The organism is Streptococcus jiangnanensis (assembly GCF_040888325.1).
GTDB lineage: Bacteria > Bacillota > Bacilli > Lactobacillales > Streptococcaceae > Streptococcus > Streptococcus jiangnanensis.
The window spans coordinates 169203-181298 of record NZ_JBFNFF010000003.1 but is presented as its reverse complement, the minus strand read 5'-3'; the positions used below and the strand labels follow the sequence as shown (position 1 = coordinate 181298).

Annotated in this window: 12 protein-coding genes; 6 read left to right on the top strand and 6 right to left on the bottom strand. The window is 40.3% G+C overall.

Features of this window, described 5'->3' with window-relative positions; genetic code table 11:
- Window positions 1–31: 31 nt before the first annotated feature.
- Window positions 32–1045 carry a lactonase family protein gene (locus AB2B49_RS05360; protein ID WP_071850896.1) on the bottom strand — a complete coding sequence of 338 codons (1014 nt, stop codon included), beginning with the start codon at window positions 1043–1045 and terminating at the stop codon, window positions 32–34.
- 144 nt (window positions 1046–1189) lie between these two features.
- Here AB2B49_RS05360 and AB2B49_RS05355 point away from each other — a divergent pair, with 144 nt between their 5' ends.
- The 5 genes from AB2B49_RS05355 to AB2B49_RS05335 all read left to right on the top strand — a co-directional run bounded on the left by AB2B49_RS05355 (window position 1190) and on the right by AB2B49_RS05335 (window position 5849).
- Complete coding sequence (locus AB2B49_RS05355) at window positions 1190–2356, top strand: AI-2E family transporter (RefSeq protein WP_000400294.1); 1167 nt, start codon at window positions 1190–1192, stop codon at window positions 2354–2356.
- Window positions 2346–3575, top strand: a complete 1230-nt coding sequence (locus AB2B49_RS05350; RefSeq protein WP_071850899.1) for a tetratricopeptide repeat protein — start codon at window positions 2346–2348, stop codon at window positions 3573–3575. The genes AB2B49_RS05355 and AB2B49_RS05350 overlap by 11 nt, the downstream gene beginning before the upstream one ends.
- 137 nt (window positions 3576–3712) lie before the next feature.
- Window positions 3713–4354, top strand: a complete 642-nt coding sequence (locus AB2B49_RS05345) for an amino acid ABC transporter permease (RefSeq protein WP_320691984.1) — start codon at window positions 3713–3715, stop codon at window positions 4352–4354.
- Window positions 4355–4364: 10 nt separating this feature from the next.
- Window positions 4365–4994, top strand: a complete 630-nt coding sequence (locus AB2B49_RS05340; protein ID WP_180833176.1) for an amino acid ABC transporter ATP-binding protein — start codon at window positions 4365–4367, stop codon at window positions 4992–4994.
- Between the two features lie 15 nt (window positions 4995–5009).
- On the top strand, window positions 5010–5849 hold the full coding sequence (locus tag AB2B49_RS05335) for an amino acid ABC transporter substrate-binding protein (RefSeq protein ID WP_320691983.1): 840 nt from the start codon (window positions 5010–5012) through the stop codon (window positions 5847–5849).
- Window positions 5850–6076: 227 nt separating this feature from the next.
- On the opposite strand, the gene lysS is transcribed toward AB2B49_RS05335, so the two are convergent.
- The 5 genes from lysS to AB2B49_RS05310 all read right to left on the bottom strand — a co-directional run bounded on the left by lysS (window position 6077) and on the right by AB2B49_RS05310 (window position 10560).
- Complete coding sequence (lysS, locus tag AB2B49_RS05330) at window positions 6077–7567, bottom strand: lysine--tRNA ligase (protein ID WP_000102438.1); 1491 nt, start codon at window positions 7565–7567, stop codon at window positions 6077–6079.
- A gap of 138 nt (window positions 7568–7705) precedes the next feature.
- A complete protein-coding gene (locus AB2B49_RS05325) occupies window positions 7706–8329 on the bottom strand; it encodes a histidine phosphatase family protein (protein ID WP_071850905.1) in 624 nt (207 codons plus the stop codon).
- On the bottom strand, window positions 8329–8811 hold the full coding sequence (locus AB2B49_RS05320) for an aminoacyl-tRNA deacylase (protein WP_001085909.1): 483 nt from the start codon (window positions 8809–8811) through the stop codon (window positions 8329–8331). Before AB2B49_RS05320 ends, AB2B49_RS05325 begins: the two co-directional genes overlap by 1 nt.
- The gene (locus tag AB2B49_RS05315) at window positions 8811–9653 is read right to left on the bottom strand and encodes a DUF368 domain-containing protein (protein WP_013670235.1); all 843 of its coding nucleotides are present in this window, start codon (window positions 9651–9653) and stop codon (window positions 8811–8813) included. The genes AB2B49_RS05320 and AB2B49_RS05315 overlap by 1 nt, the downstream gene beginning before the upstream one ends.
- Window positions 9654–9759: 106 nt before the next feature.
- Window positions 9760–10560 (bottom strand): glycoside hydrolase family 25 protein, encoded by an 801-nt coding sequence (locus tag AB2B49_RS05310; RefSeq protein WP_049505751.1) that lies wholly within the window; start codon window positions 10558–10560, stop codon window positions 9760–9762.
- Between the two features lie 155 nt (window positions 10561–10715).
- On the opposite strand from AB2B49_RS05310, the gene glmU reads away from it, so the two are divergent.
- Window positions 10716–12095, top strand: a complete 1380-nt coding sequence (glmU, locus tag AB2B49_RS05305) for a bifunctional UDP-N-acetylglucosamine diphosphorylase/glucosamine-1-phosphate N-acetyltransferase GlmU (protein WP_071850910.1) — start codon at window positions 10716–10718, stop codon at window positions 12093–12095.
- The last annotated feature ends 1 nt before the right edge of the window (window position 12096 follow it).

Below are 12096 nucleotides of genomic sequence, written 5' to 3'. Positions count from 1 at the left end.
AAAATGAACTTGAAACTCAAGTTCATTTTTTTTAGTGTGGGAAGTTGATGCAGACTGCTTCAGGGACATGGAAGTCGTTAGAAAGCTCTGCAAGACGACCACTTTTAGGATTGCGCTTAAAGACGGTTGCGTTATCAGAATCTTGATGAACAGCAATGAGAAACTCTTGATCAGGAGTTAGGTCGAAATCACGTGGATTTTTACCATGGCTTGGTACAATCTCTAATAATTCCAAGCTACCATCAGCGAGGATTGTATAGACTGCAATGGAATCATGACCTCGGTTGGATGCATAGAGGTATTTGCCATCTTTTGAAAGACGAATGGCAGCAGTAGCATTAAAGCCTTCGTATCCATCTGGTAAGGTTGAAATAACTTGCATGCGTTCAAATTCACCAACCCCATCATAAATCAAGACCTCTATAGTGCTATTAAGTTCGCAGATGAGATAGGCAATCTTATAGTGGTGGTGGAAAACGATGTGGCGTGCACCTGCTCCAGCTTGGCTGTGATAAGTGTAGAGTTTATTTAGTTTTCCTTCTGGACTAACATCATAGGTTGTTACCTCATCTGTTCCTAGATCGCAGGTGACGAGGTACTGGTCAGGTGTTAGATCCGTAAAGTGTACATGTGGGGAAGTTTGGTTTTCATGAGGACCTTGTCCACTATGCTGATCTAGATCTGTTTGGATGAGGCTACCATCCGTTTGACGTTTATAAACCAGAACTTGACCTTTATGATAGTTGGCCCCATAAACGAGACCACGTTTTTCATCCACTGCCACATAACAATGGGGAGCGCCTTCTTCAACCACATGATTTAGCAAAGCGCCATCTGTCTTGTAAGCAGCGATTCCACCTAAGCCATCCTGGCTCCCTACGGTGTATAAGTGTTGCTGTTGGTCAAAGGCAAGGTAGGTTGGACTTGGTTCAGCAGCAAAGAGCTCAAGATTTGCAAGCTGGCCTGTTTCTGTATCAAAATCTGCCTTGTAAATCCCTTTAGATAAGCGACGAGTGTAAGTTCCAAAATAAACAGTTTCTTTCATGTCCATACCTCTTAATAATGATAAGTTCATTATACCACAAAATGGCAGTCATGAAGCACTAGATTCATTCATGTAAGCACTTTAAAAAAGAGTTATTTTAGTCTAAAAATGGTATAATGAGAGAATGACAGAAAGGATGTATTTATGGAACATAAAGAGAAACATTTTAGCCTATCTTGGTTTTTTAAGTGGTTTTTAGATAATAAAGCCATCACTGTATTTTTAGTAACCTTGTTACTGGGGCTAAATATTTTTATTCTAAGTAAGATTAGTTTTATCTTTTTACCAGTTTTAGATTTTCTTGGGGTTGTCATGTTGCCAGTTATTTTATCTGGTTTACTTTATTACCTCCTCAATCCGATTGTGGACTGGATGGAGAAGCACAAGATCAATCGTGTCCTTGCCATTAGTATTGTTTTTGTCATTATCGGACTCTTTATCATTTGGGGGCTGGCAGTCGCAATTCCTAATCTGCAACGCCAAGTCTTAAATTTTGCGAAGAATGTGCCGACATACCTGGAAGATGCTGATAAGGTGATCAATGACCTTGTAACCAAACGCTTGCCAGATGATTTTAGACCACAGTTGGAGCAGGTTCTTTCCAATGTTTCTAGTGAGGCGACCATGTGGGCCAGCAAAATCTCTTCTCAAGCTGTTAACTGGGTTAGCGCCTTTATCAGTAGCGTGTCCCAGGTCATTGTTGCGGTTATTATCGTACCTTTCATGCTCTTTTATCTTTTGAGAGATGGGAAAGGCTTGCGAGATTACCTGACTAAATTCATCCCAAACAAGTTAAAAGAACCTGTCGGACAAGTTTTGTCAGATGTTAATAAACAGTTGTCAAACTATGTTAGAGGGCAGGTTACAGTTGCTATTATCGTGGCAATTATGTTTATTATCTTCTTTAAGATTATTGGTCTCAGATATGCTGTGACTCTGGGGATCACGGCTGGTATCCTTAATCTAGTACCTTATCTAGGTAGTTTTCTAGCGATGTTACCTGCTTTGGTTTTGGGTTTGATAGCAGGACCTGTAATGCTTTTGAAAGTAATTATTGTCTTTATTGTTGAACAAACGATTGAAGGTCGCTTTGTTTCTCCGCTTATTTTAGGTAGCCAGCTAAATATTCATCCGATCAATGTCCTATTTGTTCTCCTAACTTCAGGTTCTATGTTTGGTATTTGGGGAGTCTTGCTGGGAATTCCTGTCTATGCTTCTGCCAAGGTCGTTATCTCAGCTATCTTTAACTGGTATAAGAAAGTCAGCGGTTTGTATGAAGAAGAAGGGGAGGAAATCAAGAGTGAACAATAGTCAGCGCATGCTCCAGGCTTTGGATGAACAGAATTTAACCAAAGCGGATCAGTATTTTCACGAAGCCCTCGAAACAGATTCAAGTGAGGTTCTTTACGAACTAGCAAACTATCTAGAGGGAATTGGCTTTTATCCTCAAGCAAAAGAAATTTACCAACATATCGTTTCAGAATTTCCAGAAGTGAATCTGAACCTGGCAACCATTGCTAGCGAGGATGGCAATGTTGAGGAAGCCTTTGCCTATCTGGAAGAAATCACACCAGATAGTGATTGGTATGTATCGGCTTTAGTATTGAAGGCAGATCTCTATCAGCTGGAAGGTTTGACGGATGTAGCGCGTGAAAAGTTACTGGAGGCCTTAAATTACTCAGATGATGTCTTATTAGTTCTTGGTTTGGCTGAGTTGGATAGTGAGTTAGGAAATTATCAGGAAGCTATTCAGGGTTATGCTCAATTAGACAATCGCTCCATCTATGAGCAAACGGGTGTCTCAACCTATCAGCGAATTGGCTACGCTTATGCCCAGTTAGGCAAGTTTGAAGCTGCAACTGAATTCTTAGAAAAAGCCTTAGAATTAGAATACGATGACCAAACTGCCTTTGAACTGGCTAGTCTTTACTTTGACCAAGAAGAGTATCAAAAATCTGTTCTTTACTTTAAGCAGATTGATACCATTTCACCTGATTTTGAAGGATATGAATATGGTTATAGTCAAGCGTTGCATAAGGAACATCAGGTGGAAGAGGCCCTTCGTATTGTTAAACAAGGTTTGGAGAAAAATCCATTTGAAACTCGGCTCTTACTAGCTGCTTCTCAGTTTTCGTATGAATTGCATGATCCTAGTAGTGCTGAGCAGTTTCTCCTTACTGGCAAAGAAGATGCAGAGGATACAGAAGAAATTTTCCTTCGACTTACAACCATTTATATGGAACAAGAGCGGTACGAAGATATCATTGCTCTCCAAAGTCAAGAACCTGAAAATCTCTTGACCAAGTGGATGATTGCCCGTTCTTATCAGAAAATTGAGAATTTAGATAATGCCTATGAACTCTATCAGGAACTATCGCTTGATCTCAAGGATAATCCTGAATTTCTGGAGCAGTATACTTATCTCCTGCGTGAATTGGGATATTTTGAAGAAGCTAAAGTGCAAGCTGAAGCTTATTTAAAACTCATTCCAGATGATGTCCAGATGCAAGAACTCTTAGAAACACTTTAAAAGTTATCTCTCTAAAAGAACGTATCCGTCAATTTGGCAGATACGTTTTTTTTGAAAAATAGAATTTTTTTACAAAAACTCTTGCTAAATTGTTTATTTATGCTATAATAGGAACAATAATTTTTAGGAGGTGCAGTATGTCTTATATGTTTGAGATATTACCAAGTTTATTGAACGGTGCAAGTATGACGCTTCAAGTCTTTGCTCTGGTCTTGATATTTTCAATTCCTTTAGGTATTGTCGTTGCCTTTGCTTTACAAGTCCGCTGGAAACCCCTCCATTATCTGATTGACCTTTATATTTGGGTGATGCGAGGGACTCCATTGCTCTTGCAATTAATCTTTATTTACTATGTTCTCCCTAGCATTGGGATACGTTTAGATCGTTTGCCTGCTGCTGTGATCGCTTTTGTATTGAACTATGCAGCCTACTTTGCTGAAATCTTTCGTAGTGGGATTGAAACCATTCCTAAAGGTCAATATGAGGCTGCTAAGGTCTTGAAGTTTAGTCCTTTTGACACAGTGCGCTATATTATTTTGCCACAGGTTACAAAGATTGTCTTACCGAGCGTCTTTAATGAAATTATGAGTTTGATCAAGGATACTTCATTGGTTTATGCCCTTGGGATTTCAGATTTGATTTTGGCTAGTCGGACAGCAGCTAATCGTGATGCTAGTCTTGTTCCTATGTTTTTAGCTGGAGCAATTTATTTGATCATGATTGGTCTTGTAACCATTGTAGCGAAAAAACTTGAGAAGAAGTACAGTTATTACAGATAGGAGGATTGCTATGTTAGAATTACGAAACATTAACAAGGCCTTTGGTGGCAAACAAATCTTAACCAACTTCAGCCTTTCTATTCCCGAAAAGCAAATCCTTGCAATCGTAGGTCCATCAGGAGGCGGCAAGACAACCCTGTTACGTATGTTAGCTGGATTGGAAACCATCGATTCGGGGGAAATCTACTATAACGGCGAATCGCTAGCTATAGACGAACTAGAAAAGCGAAATCTTCTGGGATTTGTTTTCCAAGATTTTCAACTTTTTCCGCATTTGTCAGTTCTAGATAACTTAACCTTGTCGCCCATAAAAACGATGAGTATGGACAAGGAAGTTGCTGAGAAGAAGGCGCGTGGTTTGTTAGAGCAACTTGGGTTAGCTGGGCATGCAGATGCCTTCCCTTTCTCACTTTCAGGTGGGCAAAAACAACGGGTGGCCTTAGCACGCGCCATGATGATAAACCCAGAAATTATTGGATATGATGAGCCTACATCAGCCTTAGACCCAGAGTTGCGATTAGAAGTAGAAAAACTTATCCTTCAAAATAAAGAGCGTGGGATGACCCAGATTGTTGTGACCCACGATCTTCAGTTTGCGGAAAACATTGCTGATCAGATCCTTAAGGTTGATTCAAAGTAGGAGTGGGAGGTGCCTATGAAGAGAAAGAAAATTGCCCTTGTACTTGCTCTGTTCTTTAGCTTCTTCCTGACGGCTTGTACTCAGAAGGCAAGTGATCCAAATCAGGATAATTGGGCCAAATATCAAAAGCAGGGAAGCATTACCATTGGCTTTGACAATACCTTTGTTCCCATGGGATTTGAAGAAAAGAATGGCCAGTATGCGGGCTTTGATATCGACCTAGCCCAAGCTGTCTCTGAAAAGCTAGGAATTCAGATTAAATTTCAACCCATCGACTGGGATATGAAAGAAACCGAACTACAAAATGGTACCATTGATGCCATCTGGAATGGCTATACAGCAACAGATGAACGGAAAGAGAAGGTTGCCTTTACCATTCCTTACATGGAAAATCAACAAGTTTTGGTCTCTAAAAAGTCTCAAAATATCCACTCAATTCAGGATATGACTGACAAAGTTTTAGGGGCCCAGGCAGGATCTTCTGGCTATTTGAATTTTGAACGACAACCTGAACTACTCAAGAATCGAGTGAAAGACCAGAAAGCCAATCAATACCAAAGTTTCAATGAAGCCTTGATTGATTTGAAAAATGATCGGATTGATGCCCTTGTGATTGACCGGGTATATGCCAATTATTATCTCCAGTCTGAAGGAATATTAAATGACTACAATGTCTTTTCAGCTGGATTTGAAAGTGAAGCTTTTGCAGTGGGTGTTAGACCTGCTGATAAAACTTTGCTAGCTGCTCTGAATCAGGCTTTTGTATCACTATACCAAGAAGGAAAATTTCAGGAAATCAGTCAGAAGTGGTTTGGGGAAGATGTAGCCACCAGTCAAGTTAAAAATCAAGAATAAGAAAAGAGATTGAGTTTTTCCTCAGTCTCTTTTTGCATCGAAAAATCCTCTGGCAAGTACCAGAGGATAAGGGTTTATACTCAATGAAAATCAAAGAGCAAACTAGGAATCTAGCTGCAGGCTGCTCAAAACACTGTTTTGAGGTTGTAGATAAGACTGACAAAGTCAGGAACATATATCTACGGCAAGGAAATGCTGACGTGGTTTGAAGAGATTTTCGAAGAGTATTATTTCATTGTTGGGAAGAGCAATACATCACGGATAGTAGTTGTATCAGTGAGGAGCATGCAGAGACGGTCGATACCGATACCCAAACCACCTGTTGGTGGCATACCGTATTCAAGAGCCTCGATGTAGTCGTAGTCGATACCTGTTGCTTCATCGTCACCAAGTTCTTTAGCTTTTGCTTGGGCTTCGAAACGGCTAAGCTGGTCGATTGGGTCGTTCAACTCAGTAAAGGCATTACCGTATTCCTTAGTCATGATAAAGAGCTCAAAACGGTCAGTAAAGCGTTCGTCTTCAGGATTTTTCTTCGCGAGTGGAGAGACAGCTACTGGATGACCATAGACAAAGGTTGGTTGAATCAAGGTTTCTTCAACGAACTCTTCAAAGAAGGCGTTGATAATGTGACCAACTTCAGTGTAATGTTTCTCAACTGGAACTTTCTTCTCAGCAGCGATAGCTTTAGCTTCTTCGAAAGTCATGTCTTGCCAGAAGTCTACACCAGTAATTTCCTTGATAGCATCTACCATGTGAACGCGTTTGAATGGTTCGTTGATTTTGATTTCAGTTCCTTGGTAGTTAACTGGACCATCACCCTTAACTGCCTTAGCAGCGTGTTGGATAATGCCTTCGGTCAAATCCATGATATCTTGGAAGTCAGCATAAGCTTGGTAAACTTCGATAGAAGTGAACTCAGGGTTGTGAGTGGCGTCCATTCCTTCGTTACGGAAGATACGACCAATCTCATAAACACGTTCCATACCCCCAACGATAAGACGTTTTAAGTGAAGCTCAGTCGCGATACGAAGTACCATGTCAATGTTTTGGGCATTGTGATGTGTGATAAATGGACGGGCAGCAGCGCCCCCAGCTTCGTTGTGGAGAACAGGTGTTTCCACTTCAAGGAAACCTTTTTGATCTAGATAACGACGGATTTCAGAGATGATTTTTGAACGAGTAACAAAGCGTTCGAAGCTTTCACGGTTAGAAATCAAGTCAAGGTAACGTTTACGGTAAATTGTTTCAACGTCTGTCAAACCGTGGAATTTCTCAGGAAGTGGGCGAAGTGCTTTAGACAAGTGAGTGATATGAGTTGCCTTGATAGAGAGTTCACCCATATCCGTACGCATGACTTCACCTTCGACACCGAGGAAGTCACCGAGGTCAGCCTTTTTGAAGATTTCGTAGTTTTCTTCACCGACTTCATCTTTACGAACGTAGATTTGGATTTGACCTTCTCGGTCTTGAAGATGGGCAAAGCCGACTTTCCCTTTACCACGTTTAGTTACTAAGCGTCCAGCGATAGTAGCAGTTTCGTTTAATTCATGTAATTGTTCTTTATCAAGTTCTGCAAATTTGTCTTTTAGTTCTTGTGAGTTAGCAGTACGTTCAAAACGTTTTCCGAAGGGATCGATTCCTTGTTCACGGAGCGCAGCCATTTTTTCACGGCGAACGATCTGCTGGTCATTTAGTTCTTCCATATGTTCTGTAGACATGGGTTCCTCCTAATTTTACTCAAAATTTGATACGATGAGTCATTTTTTGCGATACTCCCATTTTATCATAAATAGCAGAGAAATTCACGGATATTCTTTGAAAACTAAAAAGAACTTGACTATTAAGATCAAGTTCCATTATTTTCTTTGATAGGAAGTGTCATTCCATCTTTCCAGAGTGAAGGTTTCAAAATCATCGGTCTCTAAAACTGTCAGACTAGCATTGGCCAAGCCTCCATCTTTGCGGAGGTGAGCTTCTTTATAGCCTAAAAGTGTACGAAGGCTAGCAGTGAGATTTGCCCCATGCCCGACAATCAAAATTCTTTCAGCCGGACTTTCTTTCAGAGATTTGATAAACTGAATGGTTCGCTGAGTCGTAGAGTAGAGAGATTCGGCTTCAAACATCCTCGTATCAAACTGAGCCAGATTAGAGCGAAAGGCCTTGATTTGTTGTGGGTAGATGGCATTGAGCGTAGCAATTTTTAATCCCTCTAGTTTGCCAAGTTGCCATTCACGTAGGTCAGGAATGCTCTTCAAAGGACAAGGGGATTGGAGTTGACTCTGGATAATTTCAGCAGACTTAACTGCTCTGGGTAAATCACTAGAATAAATCGTATCAAAAGGAATTTCCTTGAGATACTGCCCCAGTTGTTTTAAAACGTCAATGGACTCTGGAAGAAGGGGAGAGTCGCCGCTAGCACCTTGAAAACGTCCTTCAAGATTCCAGACAGTCCGACCATGACGGACAAAATAGAGTTTCATCAGTTGTTTTCCTCCAAGATGTCAGCAAAGTCCGCTTTTACAAAGCTGGCTAAGTCTTGAGGTCGGATGATGATACTGTGCCCGACTTCTCCAGCAGAGACAATCATTTGGTCTAAATCCAAAGCAGTCTGATCAATAAAAATGGGATAATTGTGTTTTTGGCGAATGCCGACGGGGTTATTAGCTCCATGAATATAGCCTGTTGTTTTTTCTAGGTCTTTTTGTGGAATCATGCTCACTTTTTTATTACCAGAAACCTTTGCTAGTTTTTTCTCAGCGAGGTGTTCTGTTATGGGAACGATTCCGATGATTGGCCCCGTCTTATCACCCAGCAGAGCCAAGGTTTTAAAGATATGTGTTCGATCATATTCCGAAGGAAGTTCACCCTCAAGCGCGTTGATCTGAATACCAGTATGGTCAATACCCGCCTTGGTCAAGATTTGCTCGACCAAGGTTTTTTTAATCTTGACTTTTTTTGCCATTATTTATACTTATCCTCCAATTGACTCATCCAGATACCAAGCCAAATGCCAAGTGCAAAGAAGAAGGCGATGAGAACATAACTCACGATAGAAAGTCCAGTGTATTGGATACTTTCAGCACTTCCAGCATTTGGAATCAAAATCAAGAGGGTGCTTGATAGCACAATTCCAATAATAAAGTGATAAACACGGGAGTGGTAGTTGTTCAAGGCATGGTCCATTAATTTTGAAAAAATGATGAGGGTTGCTCCTGCACCAATCCCAATAGGAAGGAAGGTTCCGAATAAATCAAAGGTCTTAAAACCAGTTAGCATTGGAGCGTACAGCCCTAAAATCAAGAGTAGATTTGACGGACTTAAACCAGGCACCAAGACACCTAGAGCTAAAAGAGCACCCGCTAAGATAAAACTAGCGAAACTAGCACTGAGAGAACCAACAACAAAGTTTAGTGCGTAGAGCCCTAGGCCTGAAAGGATAAAGGTAGTCCAGAACCAGACTAGGTCAATCTTATCACGATCAGATTCTCGAGTAGATTCTTTAAGGAGACTTGGAACTGTACCGATGATAGCTCCAGCAAAACTCCATAAAACATAGACTTGGTAATTTTCTAGCAGATACTCGATTGGATAAGAAAACAAACCAATGCCTAGCAACATTCCGATTGCTACTGGGATAAAGTATAGGACATTCTCTTTAAAATCCTTAAAGGGATGAGCCAGAAAGCTAATCATTCGCTCGTAAATTCCCAAAATAGCTGCTAAAACACCGCCAGAAATTCCTGGTAGGATAAATCCTAAGGCGATGACGATTCCTTTAATAACTCTTGCAATCCATGAAAACATCATAAAATCCTCAATTTCATAAAATTCTTTCTCTATTCTATCAATTATAACACAGACGAGAAGAAAATGAAAAAACAAGTGAAAAAGAGAGCAATTTTCACTTGTCTTATGGTCTTAAAAATAGTTTTCTGAAGGTTTCTTCTTTTTCCTTCAAGGTAGAAATGAGATTAATATCTAAATGATGCTCGAATCCAGCAATTCTTCCTTTTGAAGTATACTGATGGAGATCATAGTCTAAATCAGTATTAGGCGTGGTTTCAAAGTAACCTGAATCCGTTCCGTAAGATGGAATCCAGACAGCAGAGAACTTATCTGTATTGATACTATGCTCTTGCATGAAATAAACACCAATGTAAATTCCGATATTTTTGGCGCCAAGAGCTTCTAGCTTAGCCCTAAAAGCTTCAACACCTTCGTTCATATCAGACATTGTTTTTTCTTCAACATCGAGCCAATAGTAACTAGGGTTGTATGGAGAAGCAGCATTGTAGAAAACCTCAGCAGCTTTTTCCATTTCTTCCTTACTAGTACCTGCTAGATAGGCATAAACAGCAACAGGAACATTCCGCTTTTGAAATTCTGTAATATGACTTTTATAGGCTTTATCAATACCATTGGCATAAGCCGCATCATTTTTTTCAGTATGTTGAGCCCCATTGTGGACGCGAACAATAACACCTGAAATATTTTGAGACAAGGTATCGTAGTTGATTTCCTCAGGTCTTTGCCAACCAGAGACATCAATAATAGGTTTGTCAAGATTATGCAAGGCCTGATTTTCAACCTGGACTGCATTGGGTTTTGACTTGACAGGATGGTCTTCATAAGTTGGTCTATTGAGGATCAAAATAGCTATAAATATAGTAAATAAAGTAAAAATAATAGCTGGATGAATCTTTTTTCTCATATTTAAATAGTTTAACGTAAATAGATAAAAAAATCAAAGAAAACATCGGAAAAAGTGAATATATGGGCGTCTTTTCCCTATTTCTCTGTTTGTTTACTCCTAAGAAACTAAATTATGGTATAATATAAGGGAATTTCTAGAGAAAAGAGAAGATTATGTCAAATTATGCCATTATTTTAGCAGCGGGTAAAGGTACTCGCATGAAATCAGATCTTCCAAAGGTACTTCACAAAGTAGCTGGAATTTCGATGTTGGAACATGTTTTTCGTAGTGTTGGTGCTATTCAACCTGAAAAAACAGTTACTGTAGTTGGTCACAAGGCAGAGCTAGTTGAGCAAGTATTAGCCGATCAGACAGACTTTGTTACCCAATCAGAACAACTAGGAACTGGGCATGCTGTCATGATGGCAGAGCCTATTCTTCAAAAACGTACCGGCCACACCTTGGTTATTGCTGGGGATACTCCTCTGATAACAGGTGAAAGCTTGAAAAACCTCTTGGATTTCCATATCAATCACAAAAATGTGGCGACGATTTTAACAGCTGAAGCAGCTGATCCTTTTGGATATGGTCGTATCGTCCGCAACGATAATGCTGAAGTTCTTCGCATTGTGGAGCAGAAAGATGCTACAGACTTTGAAAAGCAAATTAAGGAAATCAATACTGGAACTTATGTATTTGACAATGAACGTCTTTTTGAGGCTCTTAAAAACATCAACACCAACAATGCCCAAGGTGAGTACTATATTACTGACGTGATTGGTATTTTCCGTAATGCGGGTGAAAAGGTTGGGGCCTATACTCTCAAGGATTTTGATGAAAGTCTTGGCGTAAATGACCGTGTAGCTCTTGCGACTGCAGAAGCAGTGATGCGTCGCCGTATCAACCAAAAGCATATGGTTAATGGTGTTAGCTTTGTCAATCCTGAAGCAACTTTCATCGACATTGATGTTGAGATTGCTCCCGAAGTCCAAATCGAAGCTAATGTTACCTTGAAAGGTAAAACGAAGATTGGTGCTGAGACTGTTTTGACAAACGGTACTTATGTAGTGGATAGCACTATCGGAGCTGGGGCTGTGATTACGAATTCCATGATTGAGGAAAGTGCGGTTGCAGACGGCGTGACTGTAGGTCCTTATGCCCATATCCGACCAGGTTCAAGCCTAGCTTCTCAGGTTCATATTGGTAACTTCGTAGAAGTCAAAGGTTCTTCAATCGGTGAAAATACCAAGGCGGGTCATTTGACTTATATTGGAAACTGTGAAGTGGGTAGCAACGTTAATTTCGGTGCAGGAACTATTACAGTCAACTACGATGGCAAAAATAAATACAAAACTGTCATTGGCAATAATGTCTTTGTTGGCTCAAACTCAACTATTATTGCTCCTGTAGAACTTGGGGATAATTCTCTGGTTGGAGCGGGTTCAACCATTACCAAGAATGTTCCTGCTGATGCCATTGCTATCGGCCGTGGACGACAAGTTAACAAAGATGAGTACGCAACACGCTTACCTCATCATCCTAAGAACCAGTAGG